We start from the raw sequence: 24,322 nt of genomic DNA, 5'->3' as shown, positions 1-24,322 counted from the left end.
TCTTTCGCAAGGAGTGGAAGATCCCCTCGCTCCCCTATTGTCCTACCCGGAATCCAACCACATCCTCTGCAATTCTGCGGGTACAGGCTCGATGCACGCGGCTGGAGGACAATTTGCTTCAAAATAAATATTATGCGTATTCTAATTTATTCATATAACTACTATCCAGAGCCGATCGGCATTGCCCCCCTGATGACAGAACTAGCGCAAGGCTTAGTCAAGCGCGGCCACCAAGTCCGAGTCGTCACAGGAATGCCAAACTATCCGCAGCGCCGGATTTATCCGCAATATGAGGGCAAATTTTACCTCACAGAAGAACACAACGGTGTCACAATTCAGCGCAGCTATCTGCGCGTCAACGGCCCCCACCCCAGCCTCCTAGACCGACTTGTGCTAGACGGCAGTTTTGTTGTCTCCAGCGCCGTCCAAGCTTTCAGAGGCTGGCGTCCCGACGTGATTTTCTCGACAATGCCCCCTTTACCGATTTGCGTCCCAGTCGCCTTTTACGGCTGGATTCGCGCTTGCCCGATCGTCCTCAACGTTCAGGATATCGTCTCAGAAGCAGCCGTGCGCGTCGGCTTGGTCAAAAAAAACGGACTGCTAGTTCGCATTGCTGACGCTTTGGAAAAATTGGCCTACAGCACAGCCAGCCAAGTCAGCGTCATCGACAGCGGTTTTGTCAAAAAATTGCATTCTCAGGGAGTACCCCCCGAAAAAATAGTTTGCGTTCCCAATTGGGTTGATGTCAATTTCATTCGGCCCTTACCCAAGGAAAGTAACTCATTTCGAGAAACTCACAAACTCAAGGGCAAATTTGTCGTTCTCTATGCAGGCAATATTGCCCTAACTCAAGGCTTGCAAACAGTTGTCCAAGCAGCGGCTCGTTTGAAACACATACCCGAAATCGCTTTTGTAATTGTGGGGGAATCAACAGCCTTGGCGCGCTTGCAACAAGATTGCGAAACTTACAAAGCTAATAATGTAATGTTGCTACCATTTGAACCGCGAGAAAAATTGCCCGAATTGTTAGCTGCTGCTGATGTTAGTTTAGTAGTACAAAAGCGTCGCGTTACTAACTTCAATATGCCTTCAAAAATTCAAGTAATTCTCGCCAGCGGTCGGGCAATTTTGGCTTCGGTTCCTGAAACTGGTACGGCCCAAAAAGCAGTGCAGCAAAGCGGTGGCGGGGTGGTGGTAGCGCCGGAAGATCCGCAGGCTTTGGCTGAGGCGGTTGAGGATTTGTACTTGCACCCTGCTAAGGTGGATGCGTTGGGCGAGCAAGGCAGAAATTATGCTGTGGAGAATTACGGATTTGAGGAAGCTTTGAATCATTATGAAGCTTTATTTGCGGCGGTGGCAGCGAGTCATGCGGAGAAAATATTGGAGCCTTTGCCGAAATAAGATAAGCGCTTGAAACCGCCCGTGCTTACAGTGGCAAAAGATTTTCCGAGCACTACTGAACGAACGCTCGTTAAGATAAACCACCAAAAAATGAAAGACTGAGGATTGATCGATCGTCCTCAACTGTTACGATTTCTCCATCAAAAAGTAATGGAACGTCGATAAAGTCAATTCCATGTTTGCTAAGTTTGGTAAGACGTTTAGTCTCATCCCACTCAAATTCCATACCTTGATTGTCACTAGATATTGTAACTACAATTTGTCGTTACAGCCACTTACTTTAACACATCTTTGGATTGTTCAGGTAAAGCCGATCGCCCCCTTCACCCCCTTCGCCCCCTTCACCCCTCCCCATCCCATAAGTAACCACACCCCTGTGTGCCCGACACCGCAGCCGATCGAAACAAAACGCTAAAATAAAAGACACTATACAATTTCGGAGTTAATATTTGACACTTGCACCCGCGCGCGAAAACGTCCTAGCTTGGCTCTCTGAGCGCGTTCCTGCTGCCCGCATCAAACACATCCTCGGAGTCGAACAGGTAGCAGGTGACTTGGCTCGCCATTACGGCCTCGACGAAGCAAAAGCCCGATCGGCCGGTTTGTTGCACGATTTGGCAAAATACTTCAAACCTCAACTGCTGCTACAAATGGCCCAGAAGGAAGGTTTAGAGTTAGACTCAGTGTTGGAAGCACACCCGCATTTGCTGCACGCAGACGCCAGCGCGATCGTCGCCAGAGACGAATTCGGGGTGGTCGATCGAGAAATTTTGGACGCAATCGCCAATCACACCCTCGGCCGACCAAAAATGAGCCAGCTCAGTTGTACCGTATTCATAGCAGATACCATAGAGCCAAGCCGCGGCAACACAGCCCAACTAGAAGCACTGCGTGAGGCAAGCTGGCAAAATCTTTATGCAGCCGTGTGGCAAACTAGCGATTATTCTCTTAAATATTTGCTAGAAACTCGCTGCTACATCCACCCCCGCACCGTACTTACCCGCAATTGGGCGCTGCAAATGGCCCGCGAATCGCCGGAAACAGGAAATTCGACGAAGCAGTCGATCGAACAAATCACAAGTTAAAAGTAAAATTTACCAGAAATTCTGTCCTTACTTTTGGCTTCAACCTAACTCCTATTTCCCGTCTCAAACTGCCAACAATCGAAAGCGAATAGCGCACCGATTTCCCCTTACCCTATCAATTAGGAAATTAAACACTTAATGTCTGATTTAACCCAACTCGAATACTCCAGGGCCCAGTCTACAGCAACGGACGGCACCTCCTCAGAGGAAGCCCGTGGCCTGATCATGACCGTTGCCCAAGCAGCCGATGACCGCAAAGCAGTAGATATTGTATTGCTCCGGGTGGCAGAAGTATGCTATTTGGCAGACTACTTTGCGATCATCACCGGATTTTCCAACGTGCAGGTACGAGCCATCTCCCAAGCGATAGCAGACCAAGTGGAAGAAGAGTGGCAACGCTTGCCACTGCGTACACAAGGCCTATCAGATGCTAGTTGGGTCGTCATGGACTACGGCGACGCGATCATTCACATTTTGAAGCCTCAAGAGCGGGAGTTCTACAATTTAGAAGCGTTCTGGGGACACGCCGAACGCATTGACTTTTCCCCCACGCCGTGAGGATGGCTAATGTGAAAAACGTTTCTGCTTCTATTTGTCCCGTTCCGCAAGAACAGCGGCCGATCAATGAATACCAAGAACTTAAAGAATCCTGGTTTTTTAGCTGGGTAACACTCAATTGGCCCGGATACCTAGCCAAACTAGCTTGGGTGTGGGCTTGGAGTTGCTTGGTATCGGGGCCGATAGCTGCTTCTAGCTTTGCTCCTGTCAAGTATCCAGCTCAGTTTGTCCTCAGCGGTGCCGCAGGTGCCAGTTTTATTCTAGGATTAGCTTTGCTGCGGCTCTACTTGGGTTGGTTCTACGTGCGATCGCGCCTTTCAAATCCCACGGTCGTCTACGAAGAGTCTGGTTGGTACGATTGTCAATCTTGGCCTAAAACTCCCGAAGTTTTGCTTCAAGATCAGTTGATTGTCAACTACCAACTAGAACCAATTCTCAGGCGTCTGCGGCAGACATTTTATGGTTTGACAGTGTTGCTGGTTGCCGGGGGACTAACTTGGAGTTGTTTGTAATCGGGAATGGAAGGGAGTTTTGAGTTTTGAGATTGCCGCCCACAGCCAACAACGCACACGGAGTGCATGAGTGAGAAACGATCGCAGAAAGATTAACTTTATAACTCTTAACTGGCAGCTCGCAACTCATAACTTCCACCGGCCCCAATCTAAAATCTAAAATCTAAAATTGATATGACAAGGGGAAAACGAACCCAAGCTCCCGAACTGGAAGTCACACTGCTGCGCGAAGGTATTGTGGAATCGAGGCACCGCGCCCAGGCCGCTGTCTGCGACAACCGCGGGCGCGTTCTGTCCGTTGCTGGTAACTCGGAAACGGCCTCATTTGTCCGTTCTTCACTCAAGCCTTTTCAAGCTTTGGCGGTGACGGGGACTGGCACTTTAGAACGCTACGAATTGACCGATCGAGATTTAGCGATTATTTGCAGTTCCCATCAAGGTACGATCGAGCAATCGCGCCAGGTATTTAACGTCCTGTGGCGCTGCGACATTGACCCCTCTAAACTTCAATGCCCCATTCCCGAAGGCAAAAAGAGCGCCCTGCAATACAACTGTTCCGGCAAACACGCCGGAATGCTGGCTGTCTGCCAGCAACTGCACTGGCCATTGGACACTTATTTACGCCGCAAACATCCTGTCCAGCAGCTTATTTTGGGCAAAGTGGCTGAGTTGCTGGCAATGCCTGCCGAAGAGTTTATCAGCGCTCGTGACGACTGTGGCGCTCCTACCTATCTGTTGCAGTTGGGGCAAATGGCCTCTTTGTACGCTAAATTGGCTTCCGGCGACAATGTGGAGATGGAGCGGATTGTCCGCGCTATGACTCATCACCCGATGATGGTTGCCGGTGAGGGCAAATTTGACACGGAACTGATGCGCTTGACTCAAGGGGAATTGGTGAGCAAGTCCGGCGCCGAAGGGGTGCAGTGCATTGGCCGCGTTGGCGAAGGCATGGGCTTGGCAATTAAGGTGACGGATGGAGGAAAGCGCGCTCAATTTGCTGTGGCGATTCACTTGCTCAAGCAGTTGGGGTGGATTACTCCGACAATTGCCGAAACTCTTTCGGAAACTTACCTGACTCTCAGCGAGTTCAAGCGCTTGGAGGTGATCGGGGAAGTTTCGATGCTTTAGGGCGATCGAGACTCGCTCGCCGATTTCAGCAACCCCTCCCACAATCTAAAAAGTTTTTTTGATTGTGGGGTTGCTATTTTCGGAAAGATATGTTTATATTAGAAAGAGAGATAAAGCGACGCGGGATAGAGCAGCCTGGTAGCTCGTCGGGCTCATAACCCGAAGGTCAGTGGTTCAAATCCACTTCCCGCCACCAAATTCAAGCGAACCCTGTAATCGTTAAGGTTTCAGGGTTTTGTTTTTGGAAACCACTAAAGAGAGATAAAGCGACGCGGGATAGAGCAGCCTGGTAGCTCGTCGGGCTCATAACCCGAAGGTCAGTGGTTCAAATCCACTTCCCGCCACCAAATTAAACAAGACAAGCCCCGGCAGCCTAAAAGTTGCTGGGGTTTGTTTTATAGCTTCTATTTGATGCCGAGTGCGATCGCATCTTCGACAAATTGATCCCACTTTCCGCACCCTCCACTGTCACAATCGGTTTTTGCGGAATTTTGTGAACCAAAATAGTCACTTTTTATACACACAAGTGGGAAATAGGACTGGCGATCGCCAGTTCAATTTCGCCAAACTCCGAAAATTCGTAGTGTGACAGTTCAGGGTGCGGAATGTGGGATTGATATCGTTTCCGGTTGCACGAGCGACATGGTATGGAGGACACGGCACTGCCGTCTCGAAAGCTGTGGGTAATATTAATACCGAGGCTGCCAGATTTGATATGAAAGCAGTTTATTTTAAGCGACAATAAAAATGAGGACACAGCAGTGCTGTGTCCCTACTGTATATTTGTATTTTTCTAATTGGGACAAAATAAGACCCACCCTCAACCTAAACACTCAACCCTATACTTTTCGACGACCGTTTGTCCAAGCTTTATTTGTTAAAAAATTGCAATCCGATATCCATATTTTTTAACTCAGGATTTTAAATTGCTAAGTCGGCTGAGCTTCCATCCAATCAAAAATCAGGTTTAATTGTTCGAGTGTTACTAACCCGTACTGCCACAGAACCATGGGCAGTTCGCTGGCATCTTGTTCACCGTGTCGGAGAGCAACGGCGATCGCAGAATTCGATATTGCCAACTCTCCCCGCAAATAATCGATCAGTTGAGCCTTTCTCATCACCTTCACCGCCAGTTTTATGCGATATTGTAAAGATATGTAGCTAATTGGTCTTTATCGGAAGTTTAATTGGTCTAATTTTAGGTTCACAATAGAGAACCTTGTGTGATCGAAACCGCACAAAACTTGTGATAAAACTCAGATCAAAAAGCGATCGCAGTCACAAGAACTGAGATAATCAAAAATTGGGTTCCGCCATCGCTCGCTTCAAATGAATTCATTTAAAATTGCTAAAGTCCTAGCTGAAGCTGAACTCCCGCTTCTGTACCGCTGTCGGTTTGTTTTGGAGGTAAAGGATTTCCTTGACGCTGGGCGTCCGAAGGAGTAGTAATAAATTCCAATGGGCCCTCGATTTTGAGGCGAAATCTGTCGCCCAAGCTTCTTTCCCCTCTAGCAGAATTAGCCGCCGTTTCTGGTTCACCAATCAAGTTTTGGTAGTCCGAGTCTAAGGTTCTGTCCTCCACAGTCCTCAACGAGTCCCCAGATAAAGTCGTTTCCGAATATTGGGGCGTTGGTTGCAGTCTTTGTTGGGCGAGAACCGCCGGGGTCAAACCGATAAAAATTGAGCTCAGTCCGAGAGCAGTGCCAAGAGTAGCAATAACTGCGTTCATCATCCATCCCTCCGCTAGTTGCATCCTACTATGCTTATTTTACCTACTCGCAATTAAGTTGCACTCTATCAAAAGTAGCTGCTTGTGGAGATATCAATTGCAGTTGCTGTGAAAACTTATAATTTTCGATCGCGCTATCGGTCATTCGATTTTAGATTTTAGATTTTAGATTTGGGAGGCGACCCCACGGATAAATTCGGGGGCTTGAGGATTTTAGATTTTAGATTTGGGAGGCGACCCCACGGATAAATTCGGGGGCTTGAGGATTTTAGATTTTAGATTGGGGAGGCGACCCCACGGATAAATCACGTGGCGGGTACCATCAAGAAATTCGCTTGTCAGGATGGGAAAAAAAGTTAGTGCTGGACGCACGGGCGGCTATCCATGGGTTGTTTTTCACGAAAATAGTTCGTTGCAGCCCGCCACCACGCTAAAAACACCAGGTTTTAGATACCAGTCTAAAAAAAGAATGGAACAGCAGGCAAGTTCTCAACCCTTACAGAATCTCTTTTTCCCAATTATTTAATTCTTTAATCTCAAAATCTATAATAATATGAGCGTGTAGAGTACGTCCAAGATTGATACTGCATTCATCTCGATGCCAATGTTCCCAAAGCTCGCGATCGCGCTAAGATGGCGGTGGCAGTCGTTAAAAATTCAGTTGCCAGCGGCAGATTCCGAGTTATTAACAGCACTTCGCCTACTAAAACCATCTCAACTTCAAAACCTGCGCTCATCAATTTGTACTTGACCGGAATGTTGTGGGTTAATAATAGTTCTGCTTTACCATGCCAATCAAATATCTAACCGACTCGATTTTAAAAATGTCGGGCAAAGTGCCAATTCGCATCGTCCTTGTTGTGCCTTTTGCCCTTCAGACTTTCGCTGCGGTAGGGTTGACGGGGTGGCTGTCGCTGCGGAACGGGCGCATAGCCGTCAACGATGTTGCCGCACAACTGCGGACAGAAGTCACATCGCGTATCCAGCAACATATTAATAGTTATATTGAAACGCCACACCAAATCAATCAGCTCAATCTCGATGCCATCCGTCTCGGTCTTGTGAACGTGCGGGATAGTGATAGTTTGCAACGCTACTTCTACAAACAAATCCAAATTTTTGATAAAATTAGCTACATTCAATTCGCATCCGAAGAAAAAGATTTTATTGGAGTTGAACGTCTCGACGACGGCAAGTTGCAAATTCAGATTTCTAATCAATCTACTGGCTATAATTTGCAGGGCTACGGGCTGTCCGAGTTGGAGGAACCAACCAAGCTATTAAAAACTACTCTCAACTACGACCCCCGTGTCCGACCTTGGTACATAGCTCCGGTGCGCGCAGGTCAACCGACTTGGAGTAAAATCTATAATTATTTTGACGCTCCCAAACTAGCGATTACGGCTGCTCAACCAGTTTATGGCGAGGATGGTAAACTGATTGGCATCCTGGGTTCTGACTTGGCACTTTCCAAGCTCAATCAATTCTTGGAAACTCTAAAAATTGGCAAATCAGGACAGACTTTTATTGTAGAAAGGTCTGGGCAATTGGTGGCAAATTCTACTCTGGAACCGCCATTTATTGTTAGCAATGGTGTTGCGAAACGGATTGTGGCAACCAGCAGCAAGAATGTTCTAATTCGATCGACAGCCCGCTATTTGACTGAACGCTTCGGGGATTTGCACAAAATTGACAGATCTCGCCAGTTAGATTTTACGATCGACGGTCAACGGCAATTTCTACAGGTGACGCCACTCTCAGACAGCAGGGGTCTCGACTGGTTGATTGTGGTGACGGTTCCTGAAGCCGATTTTATGGAAAGGATTAATGCCAACACTCGGTATACTGTGGTGATGTGTCTGGGTGCTTTGGTGCTGGCAACGGCGATTGGCGCTCTAACTTCTAGGTGGATTGTTGTACCGATTCGGCGTTTGAGCAAGGCTGCGGAGGCTCTGTCACGGGGAGAATGGGACGGGATGGCGATAGATTCCCGCTTGATGGCGTCTGTAGATCGGGAGGATGAGGTGGGTGTCCTGGCTCGCTCTTTTAATATGATGGCCCATCAATTGGAAGAGTCGTTTACTACTCTCGAAGATCGGGTAGAATCTGCGATCACCGACAAAAATCAATTAATTATTTCTCTGAAAAACTCGCAGCAAAAACTGGCTCTCCATCTTCACCAAACTCCATTGGGAGCGATTGAATGGGATCTAAACTTTGAAGTAGCGGAATGGAATTTGTCAGCGGAAAGAATTTTTGGATACAACCGCTTGGAAGCTATGGGACGCCACGGAGTCGATCTCATAGTTCCTGAAAGTGCTAAGGAATATGTCAGGCAACTATCTATAACTTTGCTTACTAATAAAGGAGGAGTTACCAGTCTTAACGAAAACCTCAGAAAAGACGGAAAAATTATTCTTTGCGAGTGGTACAATACGACTTTGGTCGATCCTGACGGCAGCATCATTGGGGTGGCATCGCTGATTCAGGATGTGACTGAATTTCACAGTGCTGTTGAGAAGTTACGGGCTAGCGAGGAGCGGTTTCGCCAGTTGGCAGAAAATATTCATGAGGTATTTTGGATTAGAGAACCCAATCAAAAGCAGCTAGTTTATGTGAGCCCTGCTTGCGAAAAAATATGGAATTTGAGCTGTCAGAGTTTGCAGTCAGAACCGGAGGCTTTTTGGGATGCTATTCACCCGGAGGATCTCGATCGCGTCAAGGCTGCTTTTGCGAAACAGGTGCGGGGCGATTATGATGAGGAGTATCGGGTAGTGCGATCTGACTGTTCAGTTTGCTGGGTGCGCGATCGGGCTTTTCCAGTCCGCAGCCAAACCGGAGAAATTTACCGCATCGTCGGTATTGCCGAAGATATTACCCAGCGCAAATTAGCAGAAGAATTCCAAAAAGTCGCTCAAACAGCTCAAGCAGCAAACCAAGCCAAAAGCGCTTTTTTAGCTAATATGAGCCACGAATTGCGAACTCCCCTCAACGCGATTATTGGTTACAGCGATATGCTCAAAGAAGACGCTGAGGATTTAGGCTGCGAAGATTTTATCCCCGACTTGCAAAAAATTCAAACAGCGGGCAAACACTTGCTATCTTTAATTAGCGACATTCTAGATATTTCTAAGATTGAAGCGGGTCGGATGGAACTTTACTTAGAAACTTTCAACCCGGTTAATTTAATTGACGAGGTAGTTTCTACTGTCAAACCCTTGGTAGATAAAAATTCTAATAAGTTTGAAGTTGATTGTGGGAGCGACTTGGGAATGATGTATGCTGACATTACCAAAACTCGTCAAATATTGCTCAACCTGCTGAGCAATGCAGCCAAATTTACGGAACAGGGGACTATTAGTCTCTGCATTGAAAGAGTTAAACATGACAGCTTAACAACTCAAGAAATAGCAGAACCTTCCGACTCAATAATTTTTCGCGTAGCTGATACGGGCATTGGGATTCCCCCCGAACAATTGCAGCATTTATTTCAAGCTTTTATGCAGGGTGACGCCTCAACTACGCGCAAGTATGGTGGCACGGGTTTGGGATTGACTATTAGCCGTCACTTTTGCGTGATGATGGGGGGCGATATGCACGTTGAAAGCGAGTTAGGTTGCGGTTCGGTTTTTACTGTGTGCTTACCGGCCCGCGTTGAATTATTGGTCAGCAGTTAGTCTTGCTATGCGATACGCACTTGTTACCAGAAAGAATTGGTTTAAAGCCGGAACCATAAGCGGGAGAAATTAAAAGAAGACTATTCATTCCTCCAATCCTCTTCCTTCCAGGTAGAGGTCGCTATAAAGCGGTCAATCGATTTTAGATTTTAGATTTTAGAGGCGACCCCACGGATAAATGCGGGGGCTTGAGGATTTTTGATTTTTGATTTTGGATTGATTCCACGGATAAATCACGTGGCGGGTACTATCAAGAAATTCGCTTGTCAACTGTCAACTGAAACAAGAAATCAGGTTTATTGACAAAAAACCTACGCTTTCAGATAAGTTCGGGGCAATAAACCAAGGTGATGATACTATGCACCATAAGTCCTAATCCTAGCTAATTTGCCGTTTCTGCCGTCCCAAAAGTTGAGCTGTTAATACGCCACCGACAAAGCCAAAGAAATGCGCTTGCCAGGAAACTCCCGGCTGCGAGGGCAAAACTCCCCAAATTAAACTGCCGTAGAAGAAACCGACAATTAAAGATACCAAAATAGATGTAAAGCTGCGTTCAAAATAGCCCCGCAGCAGCAAGAAGCCGAAGTAACCAAAGATTAATCCGCTGGCACCAATGTGAACGGAATAGGGCGCGCCGGTCAGCCAAACTCCGAATCCGCTGACTAGCACAGTGACGGCACTCACGATAAAAAAGTCGCTGATTTCTCGCAGCATTATCAACCAACCCAATGTCACTAAAGGGAGGGTATTGGCGGCTAAGTGAGCAAAACTGCCGTGCAGAAAAGGCATCAACAGGATGCCTTGAAGTCCGTCGATGCTGCGGGGGCGGACTCCGTAGACATCCAGCCTGCCTCCGAACAGGAAGGCATCGACAATTTCGATAATCCAGAGGAGGGAGACGAAGCCACCGAGAATGGCGGCGTGGCTTTGCAATTCGCGGGTGATAGCTTTGGTTTCTGGGTTACTCATGGGTTGTGAGGGCGGTGATACCGATTATTTCTCATTGTAGAAGTTTCTGAGCGATCGCGAGCAAAGATTGTGGGGTCGAGGTTTCACTGTTTTTTGCAGCAGAGCTTATTTAGAAATATTATAAGTTTTATTAAAAGTTCCGCATTTTCACGTATAGGATAATTCACCTGGATGCGTCACAATTGTAATTGAACTACAAAAGGAGAGTCAACCGAAGGTTGAAGCTAAAACGTAGAAGACAGAATTTTTACCCTATCAATCAATTGTTGGGCTTGAAATGAGGACAGTTTTTAGAGCGCACACCGTCTTTAAAGAAATCAGGAACTACTTTTCTCGCCTTAAGTCATTAATTTAAGAAGTTCAATCCGGTAAAGCAAAACGAGATGCTGTAGATACTGATTGTAGATAATATCGCACAAGCTCTACAGAGAGTTCTTGGCACCTCGTTATAAAAGAGGAAGAGAGCAAAATGAACGTATTTGAGCATCCAGTCTCCTACCGAACTCTGCCAAATTGGGTAGGATTTGGCAAACAAGAAACCGCCGTTAATGTCGCTACAATTTCTCAACCTTACGGTCAAAAGCCACACTTTGACCCCTTGCATCCGCTGAAACAATGGCTTGATAACACTGCAATTAAAAGTCAAAAGTTGGCTCGGTTGCTGTGTAAGTTTATTCCCAGCCAGTGTCCGTTTGAGCGAGAAGTCAAAATTGGCGATCGCACTTTATTATCCATTCCGCCGCTGTGCAAGTTAAATCCGCTTTACGAGCAAGTGGTAGGGCTGCGCTTTCGTGCTTTGTGTTATTTGGCTGACGAGTGTGGCGAAGATGTAACTCCTTATTGTTAATTCTGCAAAAACTTAAATTTCTCACTGTCTTTTCACCCTCCCTTCTCCTTGTTGGGGAGGGTTTTTTTATTTTGAGATTATTCGGCGGTTGAAACCTGTTAACCTCAAACTCAAATGTGGCGAAGCGCCGGTCATTCGATTTTAGATTTTAGATTTTAGATTTTAGATTTTGGATTGACTTGCGCGAGATAAATTCGGGGGCTTGAGGATTTTAGATTTTAGATTTTGGATTGATTCCACGGATAAATCACGTGGCGGGCACCATCAAGAAATTCTTGGTCATTTGAGTTCGAGGTTAAATTACACAAACTTTCGTCTGCCTCAGCAGAAAAGCCAGATATTCTGTTAGATCCCCGGCTTTTTGAAGAAGTCGGGGATTGAAAGAGCGATCGCATTTAAATACTAAAGGGAGCGAATCACTCGTTGTTCGAGAATGCGTTTGCCTTTGTTATAAATACTAAGGCTGGCTCCTGTAACAATGTAATCGTAGGTGCCATTTTTTGCCACGTAACCAGTCCCCTCTTCAGTTCGAGCACGCAAGGCGATCGTGCTGCCGTTACTCTTTTTAACCCCGTAGTAATATAGTTGATGAGCGTGGTTGTAGCACAGATAAATCCGAAAGTTGCTGGTCTCGAAATAGTTTGCCAGTGTCTGTCTTTTGCGAACACAAAAATCTCTCACCTGTTTTTGGGGAGTGGATACATTAGCTATTTGTATGGTTTCAATCGGAGACTGAGTGCGAGACGCTGTTGGTGCAGTGCTTGTGTTCGATTGTCCTAGAGCCAAGGTTGCCGCTGGATTGCTGGCAAATAGCATTAAACCGAGTAAGCTGGTTTGTGTGAGTCTTGCTGTGAAGTTCATAAGTCATTCCTTTAACAGATGTTGATGCGTCTAATCTAGGTAAGTGGGATTGATTAGGGCGATCGAACAGTACAGTTTTCACAATTGGCCTCAAGCAGGAAATCCTGGGATGCAATTTCCGTTTCCCCTGATATCTGGCACTATTCTCAATAAGCTTTTAGGGGCAGGCTAGAAGCCCGCCCCACAAGAGGATTGGATGTATAGTCGAAAGCTCGTTACTGAGAATGATATTTTTTGTGAGTTTCCCTACAACTGACTAGCCGACGGACAATTAACTAACTGGCACTTTCGATTGCTGATAGGACTTATGCACTAACAGGCGATCGCGAGGACAAAGCACAGAATGATTTTAAAGATTGGGTGCAAAGTGCGGGCGCTGATGCTAGTTTTCATCAATTTTGATAAGTGCGATCGCGCGACACGCCCCCGTAACCCACGAGGGAAGTCTTTACGTGTCGCTTTTGGGCTTTTCCGGTTCAGAAGGTAAATCTCCCTTTTTTTTCGCTTCCAAAACCGCCGTTTCAACGATAAAAGCGATCAAACTAGCTGTGGGTCTACCTTGCCGGTCGGCCCACAGTTCTAAGGATTCATAGATGTAGTCGGGGAGTGTGATGTGAACGCGCTTGCTCACTGTCAATATTTACTGTTTGTGAACGCTCCCAATCATACAAGTTTACGCCGATCGCGGTGTTATAACGCTATTTTAGTAATTTTCTGCTACCAATGAGGGCCTTTTGTGCAATAATTTGTACAGCACACCACAGGTGCAAAGTCAAAAGCCAGTCCCCCGCCGTGGAAAGCAAGGACTGGCTATGGCTCCAATTAACAAGGAGATACACCTATTATGCCGTATGAGAAACGTCTCAGACCGTGGATCGTGGTTCGTTTGCTTCCAAATCTACAAAGGGTCGTTGTCGGTCGGTTTCGCAGTTGGTCTGATGCAGAGGGTCATTTGCGAGTTCTCAAACAACTGCTTCCTGCTGCTCAATTGACCCTAGTTTTCGATCCGATCAATTAATTTTGGTTGCGAGTTGATTAAGTGCGATCGCCCTTAGTTGAAAGAGGGCGATCGTAGATGTTGGAATCTTATCAAAAACAGGCAAGATGCCTGTTCCACAAAGAATGGTTTTTGTTGTGGGGAGTAGGGGTTTGGCATCTTACCCGCCCCTACTTTCGGGCAATGTTAAACTGGACGCAAAATATCAATTGAGTTGGGGAAAAAACCGTGACAGCTATTCTACAAGCAACAGAACAGCCAACTGCACAGCGCTACTTCACTCCCGAAGAATATCTAGCCCTAGAAGAAGCAGCAGAGTATAAAAGTGAATATCGCGACGGAGTAATTATTCCAATCACAGGTGGAACTACAAATCACAATCGCATTGCCCTGAACATGAGCATAGCATTACGTCTTGCTCTTAAGGGACTTGACTATGATGTTTTCATGGGCGACGTGCGTCTGTGGCTGCCGAAAAAGCGAACTTATACTTATCCCGATGTGATGGTAATTCCGGGGACACCTGAGTATTTCAATAATCGCCAGGATACGGTGATGAATCCTCAAGTGATTGTGGAAGTTTTATCGAAATCTACCAAAGCTTACGATCGCAGTGATAAGTTTAAGTTTTATCAAACGCTGCCAACATTTCAAGAGTATATTCTGATCGATCAATCTCAGGTTTATGTAGAACAGTATTGTAAGTTGGCAAACAAGCGGTGGTCGTATAGTCAGTATGATGAGGAGGATGCGGCGCTAGTTTTTAATTTCTTTCAAGTTGAAGTGCCGCTGGCAGATGTCTATGAAAAGGTAGATTTTGAGGAGGAAAGTGAGCCAGAAGAAAGCGGGGAGGAATAAGGGCGATCGCTTTTTTGGAAATGCAGGTTATCATTTAAGTGAGCGATTCCCTTCGGGATAGCTTCGCTTCACGCACTCAGAAGAAATATTTGTTCAACATCATTGTGGGAGAACATCAAGATGACAGGCACTTTGCAAACAACCGAGCAACGTTACTGCACAGAAGAGCAATATTTAGCACTGGAAGAAACAGCAGAGTACAAAAGCGAATATCTCGACGGGGAAATTATTCCTATGACAGGCGGATCTACCAATCACAATCAAATCGCTGGCAATTTGTACATTGCTTTAAGTCTTGCTCTCAAAAAACGGAATTACCGCATCTTCATCGGTGACGTGCGTCTGTGGATACCAAAAGTGCGACTGTACACTTATCCCGACGTAATGGTAATTTTTGGGCTACCTGAGTACCGCAACAATCGCACTGACACGATTACCAACCCTCAAGTTATTGTGGAAGTTTTATCAAAGTCTACTAAAAACTACGATCGAGTTGACAAGTTTACATATTACAAAACTCTTCCTACTTTTCGAGAATACATTACGATCGATCAAACAAAAATTAAAGTCGAGCAGTATTCAAAAACCGAGAATAAAAGATGGTTGTATTGTGAGTATGACGAGGAAGATACGGCATTAATGTTTAATTCCTTTCAGCTTGAAGTTCCTCTATCTGATGTTTACGAACAAGTTAATTTTGAGCAAGTTGAGCAAGAAGATAGTCAAAATGAGGAGTGAGGGCGATCGCACGCTTGTTGGAAAAGGGCGATCCTTACTTAATATACTTCATCATGCGTCCCAATATCAATCAAGACGATCAATTCCTCTTGCGTTTCATTATCTTGCTCAAAAGTATAGATAATTTGGCAATCGGACTCAACCCAACAAGCCCAAAGTCATTCTAATTGCCCCCGCAGTTTATGTGACTTCAATGGAGGATAAAATGGATCGTTCACTAACAACTCCAAAACCGAAAAGATTTTCTCACCTAATTGCGGATTTCTCTTGATAACCCGTTTAAAAGCCCGTTTAAAACTGTTGTTCCAAACTAGAGTTTTCATTCTTCATCCAGTAAATCAGCTTTTAACTGTGCAAGGTTGCCTCGCTTTGCTGTGCCGGCTTTTAAAGCACTCAAAACCTCTCTTGCATTGCTAGCAATTTCCAGTCGCCGATTTTCAATTCGCCGTTTCTGAATTAATTCAATTAACAAATCTTGCTCTTCAATTGCCAGAGATTCTACATATTCGATCGCGGTCTGGAAAGCAATAGAATTAGCCATAAAGAACTTTTCTATGTTTGAAAAGTGACAGTGCATTTCTATTTTACTAAGTGAGGTGGGCAAATGCCCACCCTACCAACTAACTACGCGCCGACAGATTCCTTCGCTGCGTAAAGCACCTCAACGGTAATCTTATCAATCCCCCGATCGCGCGCGAACTTCTCAGTATTCCGCTTCACCTTACCCCGCACAAAGCCAGGGATTTTATTCAACTCAGCTTGTCCATCCTTTGTCCAACCCATATCAGAATCAGCCGAAATACCCTTCGTAATCACTTCCTTGGTATCGTGGCCGCCGAAGATTTCCAGCAAGTGGTCTTCCATTCCCAAAGTAAAGGAATTGTAGACCAAATCTACGCACTGATTCGTGCCTTCATAACCCAAAAATGGCTTGTAGCCGATCGGGAAATTTTGGACGTGAATCGGTGCAGCAATTACGCCGCAAGGAATATCCAACCGCTTACCCACGTGGCGTTCCATTTGGGTGCCGAAAATTGCCGAAGGTTCCGCTTTGGCGATCGCATCCCCGATCGCCCCGTGATCATCCGTCACCAGCACTTCATCACAATACTCGCTTACCTGTTCCCGGAACCAGTCAGCATCGTGTTTGCAGTAGGTTCCTGCCCACACAACGTGGATTCCCATCTCGCGAGCCAAAATCTTCGTCATCGCCGCAGCGTGCGTATTATCGCCAAATACGACGGCTTTTTTGCCAGTTAAGTTTTGGCAGTCGATCGATCGCGAAAACCAAGCAGCCTGAGACACAAATCGAGTTTGTTGGTCAATAAAATTTTCGTAATCAACATCCGCACCTTGAGCATTCAACACTTGCTGAATCTTGCGGATACAGCGCGCAGTTTCCACCACACCCATCGGCGTAATATCGACCATCGGCGTACCGAATTCTTTTTGCAAATACTCCCCGGCCATCATCCCCAATTCCCGATAAGGAACCAAGTTAAACCAGGCGCGCGGCAGTCTTTTTAAGTTATGAACCGAAGCACCTTCGGGAATAACTTCGTTGACTTCAATGCCCAAATCTGCCATCAAACGTTTCAACTCGGTGCAGTCGTGCTGGTTGTGGAAACCCAGCGTAGACATACCGATAATGTTGACAGATGGTTTTTCGCTTTTGGCTTCTACTAAATCGCCTTTTTTGCGGGCTTTGTTAATGTAAAATTGGACGATTTGATCCAAAGTGCGATCGGCAGCTTGCAGTTCGTTTACCCGATAATGGTTAACATCCGCCAGCAATACATCGCCTTTGGCATCCAATTGAGCTCGTTCCACGAAGTTTTCCAAGTCTTCTTGCAGAATGCTGGAGGTGCAAGTCGGGGTGAGCACGATTAAATCTGGGTGTTCTTCTCTGTCTTTGCGGGTGATGTTGTCCACCACCCGTTCCTGCGAACCCCGCGCCAGTACGTGTCTGTCAACGACGCTGGTAGTCACTGGGGTGAAATCCCGTTCCCTCTCCAGCATGGAACGCATGACGTTGAAATAGTCGTCTCCAATCGGTGCGTGCATGATCGCATGGACGTTTTTGAAGGAAGTGGCGACGCGCAGAGTGCCGATGTGGGCTGGCCCTGCGTACATCCAATAAGCCAATTTCATAGGTATTTTTCCTGGTGCTGGTTGAGAATTGCCCGATCGGGCGATTACTGCTAAATTTTAAGGTTGTTTCTGATTTTCTCACCGGATGAATCCTTGAGAAATACTAACTTTCTGAGGATTTACAGATTTGGGAAATGCTCAAACGCTTTGTCTGCTTGGCATTTGAGTCGTAATTCAAACAACTTTACCTGGGTTTTATGGCAATAATTCTTAATCTTTCCTCAAATTTTCTTAAGACTTAGGCAAATTTGATTAATGTAGGGTTCGCTGCCGCGCACCAGACAAGGTGCAATAATTCTGCATTTTTTGTCAAATTTACTCTGGTCAAACGGTCAATCGATTTTAGATTTTAGATTTTAGATTTTAGATTTTAGAATTGAAGCATTGACCCCACGGATAAATCGGGGGCAAGTTTCATCGGATACAGGTTTTTTATTTCTGGACGGATGAATCCGGGGGCTTGTCTCCTGGATGTTTTCGGTCAGTTAGTATTGTTAATCGATCGGTCAAAATAGATAGAACTGAAGGAAATTTCAGATTCCGAAGCAACACTTACTTCCCTCAGCGCCTCGGTCGCGAATTATAGTTAAGATTTGCATCGGCCGGTTTTTTTGAAGCACAGCAAATTCGTACCCGAACACCGGAAAAAATAAATCTTTAAGCACTTGCGTATTTTCACGAGATGTGGTGACGCTCCACTAAAGTCAAGCGATTGCTGCGAATCTAAGATGATTTAGTTGTCAGCATGGCGATCGAGCATTAGAGTAAATCTTTGCACAAATCCTGTATTTGTGATCTTGTTTACCTAACTGCTGAGGTGACGAAAGCCCCAGCGTGCTTTTGTCAGCAGTAGCTCTTTGCTGTCAAGGCCTGCCTACCCACACATCCCAAAAGATAGCTCTTGAGCGATAATGAAGAATAACATAGGATTTACGAAAAGAAACCCGATTTACACGATAAAATCTTGGGTTTGTCAACGACTAGCAACGAAGAAACCCGGTTTCTAGCCCGCCGCGCGTCAGTCCTGTAACATTGACCAAGCACACCTAATTTGAGAGAACCCAACTATGATGGCAATTCCCGGCGTTGCAGTTCTCGCTCTCATTTATGAAAGCAGCACTTCCCTGGTTTACCGCGGCCACAACGAGCAGAACAACCAACCTGTTATTATCAAACTTATCAAAGAAGACTATCCGACTCCTGAAGAACTGAATAGATACAAGCGCGAATATGAGATCACTGCCAACTTAAGCCTGTTGGACGGAGTTGTGAAAGTGTATAAGTTGCAACAGGTTAGAAATAGTCTGGCAATGATCTTAGAAGATTTTGGCGGGGAATCTTTAAAAATATTTATGGGTTCCCAAAAATTTACCCTTTTAGGATTTCTGACTACCGCCATCAAAGTTGCTGAAACTTTGGGAGAGATTCACGGGAAAAATGTAATTCATAAAGATATAAATCCCTCTAATATAGTTTTTAATCCTGCTACCGGACAAGTGAAACTAATAGATTTCAGCATTTCAACAGCATCCAACCTGGAAAATATTCCCAATAAAAATCCCAATTTTTTAGAAGGCACTTTAGCCTATATGTCGCCCGAACAAACCGGCAGAATGAACCGGGTAGTCGATTACCGCACCGACTTTTATTCTCTCGGCGTGACCTTTTATGAAATCCTGGCAGGACAACTCCCATTTCCCACTACAGATCCCATGGAGTTAGTTCACTGTCACATAGCCAAACAGCCAGTACCTCTCGCGGAAATAGCCCCAGAAATTCCTAAAGCTGTTTCAGATATTGTGATGAAATTGTTAGCAAAAACCGCTGAGGAGCGTTATCAAAGTGCTTGGGGACTAAAAGCCGATTTGGAATCCTGCCTGTTTCAGTGGCAAACATCTGGGGTTGTTTCTGAGTTTCCTCTCGGCAGCCAAGATATTTCTGACAAATTTCAAATACCTCAAAAACTTTACGGCAGACAGCGAGAAGTTGAAACTCTCTTAGCGGCATTTGAACGGGTGGCAGCAACAAATAATCGAGGCTACCGTAGCGACGATTCTCAAATTTCTGTCATCAAGAAAGAGAGCAAATCGAAAAAAGAAATCCCCTTGTCAGTCATGGCGAGAGGACAACATAAATCCCGCAGCGAGATGATGCTGATTGCCGGTTATTCCGGCATTGGCAAATCTGCAATGGTGAAGATTTTAGACAAACCTATTACCCGCCGACGTGGATATTTTATTTGGGGAAAGTTTGACCAGTACAAGCGGACTATTCCTTACTCTGCCGTTGTCAGCGCTTTTTCGGAATTGGTGCGACAACTGTTAACTGAAAGTGAGGCTCAATTAGCAGTTTGGCGCGAAAAACTCCGCAGTTCCTTCGGTCAAAACGGACAAATTATTATTGATGTCATTCCCGAAGTTGAACTAATTGTCGGTGCTCAGTCTCCTGTAGCTGAATTGGGGCCGACGGAATCTCTGAACCGCTTTAATTTAGTCTTTCAAAATTTCATTCGGGTATTTTGCCAGCCAGAACATCCGCTGGTCATTTTTCTCGACGATTTGCAGTGGGCTGATTCGGCTACTCTCAAGCTGATCGAATTGATGATGACAGATGAAGCTACGCAATATCTGTTTTTAATTGGCGCTTATCGGGATAATGAAGTTAGTCCTACTCATCCTTTAATGATGACTTTGGAGACGCTCCGAAATCAGGAAGCTATCATTAATCAGATTGCTTTGTCACCGCTGGGGGTGGAAAACATAACTCATTTGATTGCGGAGACTTTGCACAGCGATCGAGAATCTGTCAAACCGTTAGCTGAATTAGTAATCAGCAAAACAGACGGCAATCCTTTTTTTGTAAATCAATTCCTGCAAACATTGTATCAGGAAAACCTGCTAGTTTTTCACCCCCCACAGTCGGGGAGCAAGGGCGGCTGGCATTGGGATATGACTCAAATTGAGCAGTGCGCTATCACTGACAATGTAGTAGATTTGATGGTACAAAAACTGAGAAAACTGCCAAGCTCAACCCAGCAAGTTTTGCGTTTAGTGGCTTGTTTGGGCAACGAATTTGATTTAAATACTCTTTCTTTAATTCATGAGAAAGAAGCATCGGAAACTTTTTCTCACCTGTTGCCAGCTATTAAGTCGGGACTGATTCTGCCAACTTCGGAATTGGAAAGCAAGTCATTAGATTACGTGCTGTTTCCGCTATTAATTCTGAATTATAAATTTTTGCACGATCGCGTACAACAAGCAGCTTACGCTCTGATCGACGACTCGCAAAAAAAGGCAGTTCACCTGAAAATAGGCAGGCAAATCCTAGAAAACACCCCGGCTGAATATCGCGCTGACAGAATCTTTGAATTAGTCGATCACTTGAATGTGGCTCGATCGCTAATTAATGAAGATCGAGAATTAATTGAACTGGCAACGCTGAATTTAGACGCCGCCCGCAGAGCCAAAGATGCCACTGCTTATGTTGCTGCCTTGCAGTATTTGACCGCAGGCATGGACGGTTTGAGCGCCGATATTTGGGATGCCCACTACGACTTAGCCTTTGCCTTGCACATGGAGCGGGCAAATGTTGAGTATTTAAACGGTTTTTTCGAGAAGTCTGAAGAATTTATTAATATAACTCTGGAAAAAGCGCGATCGGCCTTAGAAAAGGTAGAAATTTACAACCTGCTGATCGTGCAGTACACCCTGCGCGCGAAGTACGAAGAAGCCGTTAAAGCTGGAATCCAAGCTTTGGACTTGCTAGGCATTGACTTGCCGCTAGACGGGCTACAAAAAGTCATATCCGAAGAATTTGCAGCAGCTACAAATATTTTAGCAGGTAGAGAAATAGCTTCCCTAATTGACGCCCCAGAAATGACTGTACCCGACAAAAAAGTTGCAGTCAAATTAATTACAAACTTGCTGACATCGGCGTACCTCAAAAATCCAGACTTGTGGAAAGTCAGCGTTTTAAAAGGAGTCAATCTTTCTCTACAATACGGTTTAGTACCCGAAGCCTCTCTTTGCTATGCTGGCTACGGTATGTTCTTAAACGCAGTTTCGGGAGATTACAAAGCTGCGTATCAATTCGGCTTGCTCTCGCTGAATCTTAGCGAAAAATCTGGCAATATTGGCTTGAAGTGCAGAGCTTGTTCGTCCCTGGTTAGTATTTTTTATTACTGGTTCAATCACATCAAAGATTCCCACGCAATCAGCAATGAAGGATATCAAGCAGCTTTAGAATCAGGAGATTTAGAGTATGCGGGTTATATCCTGTCCAACCGCATAGCTAACTCATTTTTTCAAGGTAAAGAAATCTCGCAAATTCTGGCAGACACGAGCAGGTATTTACAGTTCAGCCAAAAGACCAAAAATCAGCTCGTAACCGATATATTATTAGGGGTAGAGTTAATCCTGCGTAACTTGAGCAAACTAACTCCTGAAAAGTTTGTATTTGAAAGCGAAGATATCAGCGAAGCTGAATACGTACACAACTGTCAAGCTCATCAAAATTTGTACTCGCTCTGCCTTTATCAGATTCGCAAATGCCAGGTAATGTACTGGTACGGCAACTTCAACGAAGCGCTACAACTAGCTTTTGAAGTAGAAAAACAGCTATCTTTTATTACCGGAGCAATACCCGCTACCGAATGGAATTTTTTCTTTTCTCTAACTTTAGCGGCCGTTTTCCCAAATGTTTCAGAAGAGAAGCAAAAGGAATACTTGGAAAAGTTAGAGGAAAACCAAAAACAGATGAAAATTTGGGCAGACAACTGTGCCGAAAATTTTCTGCACAAGTACCTTTTAGTACAAGCAGAAATAGCCAGAATTTCCAAGAAAGATTCAGAAGCTGTAGAACTGTACGATTTCTCTATAAATTTAGCCCAAGACAATGAGTTTGTCCAAAATGAAGCGCTAGCTAATGAACTAGCAGCTAAGTTTTGGTTGAGTAAAGGCAAGTATCAATATGCCAAAATCCACTTGCGTGAAGCTCACTCGTGCTACTTGCGCTGGGGTGCAGTTCGCAAAGTAGAAGATTTAGAACAGAAGTATCCGCAGTTGCGAGAAATGACGCCGCTCAATGGAAGTTTTAACAACAGTCAAACTACTACAACTATTCATACTTCTACTGGCAGCGATGCGAGAGTGCTGGATTTGGCAACGGTAATGAAAGCATCTCTGGCGATTTCTAGCGAAATTGTCCTCGATAAGTTGCTGGCTTCTTTAATGAGAATATCCTTAGAAAATGCGGGTGCTCAATTAGGTTTTCTGATTTTAGTTAGAGATGGTCAACTGTTGATTTCTGCTAAAGCCTCAGTATTTGCTGAAGATGTAGCTGTTCTGCAATTTACACCTGTTGCAGAATATCATGATTTACCTGTGACGGTGATTAATTATGTGGAAAGGACTCGCTCGGATTTGGTGTTGAGCAATGCGGCGGCTGAGGGACTCTTCACAGCAGATCCTTACATTGCTAAACACCAACTGCAATCTATTTTGTGTACTCCAATCATCAACCAAGGCAAACTGATCGGCATTCTTTATTTAGAAAATAATTTGACTGTCGGAGCATTTACTCCCCACAGATTGGAAGTTTTAAGGTTGCTTTCTTCCCAAGTTGCTATTTCTTTGGAGAATGCTTTGCTTTACAATTCTGTGGAACAGAAAGTGCAAGAACGGACGCAGGAGTTAAATGAAAAAAACGAGCGTTTAGAACACACTTTGCGGGAACTTAAACTAACTCAAGCTCAATTAATCCAAACGGAAAAAATGTCTAGTTTGGGGCAAATGGTGGCTGGTGTAGCTCACGAAATTAATAATCCTGTAAGCTTCATCTACGGAAATCTTAATCCGGCTAGCGAATACGTTAAAGACTTGCTAAAATTGATTGACCTTTACCAGCAGCACTATCCAGAACCTGCTGATGAAATTCTAGAAGAAATAGAAACAATTGAGCTGGAATTCTTGAGCGAGGATTTGCAAAAGCTGCTGGATTCCATGAAAGTAGGAGCGGAAAGAATCCGGGATATTGTGCTAAGCTTGCGGAATTTCTCGCGCCTCGACGAAGCGCAAATGAAGTCGGTAGATATCCATCAAGGCATCGACAGTACGGTGATGTTGCTGCAACCGCGCCTGAGAAAAGAGGGCGGGCGTTTGGGAATTGAGGTGATTAAAAATTACAGCACGCTACCCCTAATTACTTGTTATGCGTCTCAGTTGAATCAGGTGTTTATGAATATTTTGACAAATGCGATCGATGCTCTCCTCGTCGCAAGAGATGCCCCGGAAAACTCTCATCAACAGCCTACGATTACAATTTCTACAGAGGTGACAGACAGGAATTCTGTCATAATTAGAATTGCCGACAGCGGGCCGGGGATGAGCACTGAGGTGCTGCACAAGATATTCGATCCCTTTTTTACAACTAAACCCGTGGGTTCGGGAACGGGTTTGGGATTGTCTATTTCTCACTCGATTGTTGTCAGTTCTCATGGCGGAACATTGACTTGCGTTTCTGCACCCGGAGAGGGGAGTGAGTTTATTATTGAAATTCCGATCGCGCCCAGGCAAGTTTTGTAATCGGCCATACTATCAACCAACATCCCCAAATCAATTCCAGTTAGCAACCCTTAACAATCCGGCCACGCATTGCGTTTACTAAACTTTGAATTCGCAATTCAAGCTCGGAAAAGACTCTGCATTAAAGTCGAGCGCTCTGGTTTCGACAAAAGCGCGATCGCCCTTTTGCAGCCGCACTGAGGACTTTTCATCACGACGAGGTGGCAATGCTCCGGTAAAGCATAAAAAGT

General features: G+C 45.2%; 18 protein-coding genes and 2 tRNA genes. 12 read left to right on the top strand and 8 right to left on the bottom strand.

The features are described from left to right. The first annotated feature begins 132 nt into the window (after window positions 1-132). The 7 genes from Q5691_RS03155 (at window position 133) to Q5691_RS03125 (ending at window position 5,031) form a co-directional block, all read left to right on the top strand. Window positions 133-1,401, top strand: coding sequence for a WcaI family glycosyltransferase (locus Q5691_RS03155; RefSeq protein WP_333215553.1), 1,269 nt, complete (start codon window positions 133-135; stop codon window positions 1,399-1,401). Between the two features lie 449 nt (window positions 1,402-1,850). Next, entirely contained in the window at window positions 1,851-2,486 is a 636-nt protein-coding gene (yqeK, locus tag Q5691_RS03150; protein ID WP_333343891.1) for a bis(5'-nucleosyl)-tetraphosphatase (symmetrical) YqeK, read from the top strand. Between the two features lie 138 nt (window positions 2,487-2,624). Then, a complete protein-coding gene (rsfS, locus tag Q5691_RS03145) occupies window positions 2,625-3,044 on the top strand; it encodes a ribosome silencing factor (protein ID WP_333343890.1) in 420 nt (139 codons plus the stop codon). 2 nt (window positions 3,045-3,046) lie between these two features. Further along, window positions 3,047-3,556 (top strand): CGLD27 family protein, encoded by a 510-nt coding sequence (locus tag Q5691_RS03140; RefSeq protein WP_333040353.1) that lies wholly within the window; start codon window positions 3,047-3,049, stop codon window positions 3,554-3,556. Window positions 3,557-3,730: 174 nt separating this feature from the next. Then, on the top strand, window positions 3,731-4,684 hold the full coding sequence (locus Q5691_RS03135) for an asparaginase (protein WP_333215548.1): 954 nt from the start codon (window positions 3,731-3,733) through the stop codon (window positions 4,682-4,684). Between the two features lie 119 nt (window positions 4,685-4,803). Further along, a tRNA-Met gene (locus Q5691_RS03130) sits at window positions 4,804-4,880 on the top strand. Window positions 4,881-4,954: 74 nt separating this feature from the next. After that, window positions 4,955-5,031 (top strand) — tRNA-Met (locus Q5691_RS03125). 582 nt (window positions 5,032-5,613) lie between these two features. On the opposite strand, the gene Q5691_RS03120 is transcribed toward Q5691_RS03125, so the two are convergent. The 3 genes from Q5691_RS03120 to Q5691_RS03110 form a co-directional block, all read right to left on the bottom strand. Next, window positions 5,614-5,802: a DUF2949 domain-containing protein gene (locus Q5691_RS03120; RefSeq protein WP_333056627.1), complete on the bottom strand. Its 189-nt coding sequence runs from the start codon at window positions 5,800-5,802 to the stop codon at window positions 5,614-5,616. Between the two features lie 230 nt (window positions 5,803-6,032). Continuing rightward, window positions 6,033-6,416, bottom strand: coding sequence for a hypothetical protein (locus Q5691_RS03115; protein WP_333215546.1), 384 nt, complete (start codon window positions 6,414-6,416; stop codon window positions 6,033-6,035). Between the two features lie 587 nt (window positions 6,417-7,003). Then, window positions 7,004-7,150, bottom strand: coding sequence for a hypothetical protein (locus Q5691_RS03110; protein ID WP_333215544.1), 147 nt, complete (start codon window positions 7,148-7,150; stop codon window positions 7,004-7,006). Window positions 7,151-7,201: 51 nt separating this feature from the next. On the opposite strand from Q5691_RS03110, the gene Q5691_RS03105 reads away from it, so the two are divergent. Further along, complete coding sequence (locus tag Q5691_RS03105; RefSeq protein ID WP_333343889.1) at window positions 7,202-10,090, top strand: PAS domain S-box protein; 2,889 nt, start codon at window positions 7,202-7,204, stop codon at window positions 10,088-10,090. A gap of 378 nt (window positions 10,091-10,468) precedes the next feature. Here the strand turns inward: Q5691_RS03105 and Q5691_RS03100 are convergent, their stop codons facing one another. Continuing rightward, a complete protein-coding gene (locus tag Q5691_RS03100) occupies window positions 10,469-11,059 on the bottom strand; it encodes a rhomboid family intramembrane serine protease (protein WP_333215541.1) in 591 nt (196 codons plus the stop codon). 469 nt (window positions 11,060-11,528) lie between these two features. Between Q5691_RS03100 and Q5691_RS03095 the strand changes: the two genes are divergently transcribed. Then, entirely contained in the window at window positions 11,529-11,906 is a 378-nt protein-coding gene (locus Q5691_RS03095; RefSeq protein ID WP_333215540.1) for a Mo-dependent nitrogenase C-terminal domain-containing protein, read from the top strand. Window positions 11,907-12,308: 402 nt separating this feature from the next. On the opposite strand, the gene Q5691_RS03090 is transcribed toward Q5691_RS03095, so the two are convergent. Then, window positions 12,309-12,767 carry a hypothetical protein gene (locus Q5691_RS03090; RefSeq protein WP_333311345.1) on the bottom strand — a complete coding sequence of 153 codons (459 nt, stop codon included), beginning with the start codon at window positions 12,765-12,767 and terminating at the stop codon, window positions 12,309-12,311. A gap of 448 nt (window positions 12,768-13,215) precedes the next feature. Further along, a complete protein-coding gene (locus tag Q5691_RS03085) occupies window positions 13,216-13,398 on the bottom strand; it encodes a ribbon-helix-helix domain-containing protein (protein ID WP_015178554.1) in 183 nt (60 codons plus the stop codon). Window positions 13,399-13,992: 594 nt separating this feature from the next. Between Q5691_RS03085 and Q5691_RS03080 the strand changes: the two genes are divergently transcribed. Beyond that, window positions 13,993-14,622 carry a Uma2 family endonuclease gene (locus tag Q5691_RS03080; RefSeq protein WP_333343888.1) on the top strand — a complete coding sequence of 210 codons (630 nt, stop codon included), beginning with the start codon at window positions 13,993-13,995 and terminating at the stop codon, window positions 14,620-14,622. Window positions 14,623-14,742: 120 nt separating this feature from the next. Further along, entirely contained in the window at window positions 14,743-15,360 is a 618-nt protein-coding gene (locus Q5691_RS03075) for a Uma2 family endonuclease (protein WP_333214731.1), read from the top strand. 319 nt (window positions 15,361-15,679) lie between these two features. Here the strand turns inward: Q5691_RS03075 and Q5691_RS03070 are convergent, their stop codons facing one another. Both Q5691_RS03070 and bchB read right to left on the bottom strand, forming a co-directional pair. Continuing rightward, window positions 15,680-15,901 (bottom strand): hypothetical protein, encoded by a 222-nt coding sequence (locus Q5691_RS03070; RefSeq protein ID WP_333343887.1) that lies wholly within the window; start codon window positions 15,899-15,901, stop codon window positions 15,680-15,682. Window positions 15,902-15,984: 83 nt separating this feature from the next. Continuing rightward, window positions 15,985-17,511 (bottom strand): ferredoxin:protochlorophyllide reductase (ATP-dependent) subunit B, encoded by a 1,527-nt coding sequence (gene bchB, locus Q5691_RS03065; RefSeq protein ID WP_190659189.1) that lies wholly within the window; start codon window positions 17,509-17,511, stop codon window positions 15,985-15,987. A 1,067-nt stretch (window positions 17,512-18,578) separates the two neighbouring features. On the opposite strand from bchB, the gene Q5691_RS03060 reads away from it, so the two are divergent. Continuing rightward, window positions 18,579-24,092 carry an AAA family ATPase gene (locus tag Q5691_RS03060; protein WP_333214728.1) on the top strand — a complete coding sequence of 1,838 codons (5,514 nt, stop codon included), beginning with the start codon at window positions 18,579-18,581 and terminating at the stop codon, window positions 24,090-24,092. Window positions 24,093-24,322 lie beyond the last annotated feature (230 nt).

Origin of the sequence: Microcoleus sp. w1-18aA5 (assembly GCF_036701705.1) — a bacterium.
In the GTDB taxonomy this organism is placed as follows: domain Bacteria; phylum Cyanobacteriota; class Cyanobacteriia; order Cyanobacteriales; family Microcoleaceae; genus Microcoleus.
The sequence above is the reverse complement of the archived record's forward strand: the minus strand, read 5'-3'. Positions and strand labels throughout refer to the sequence as shown.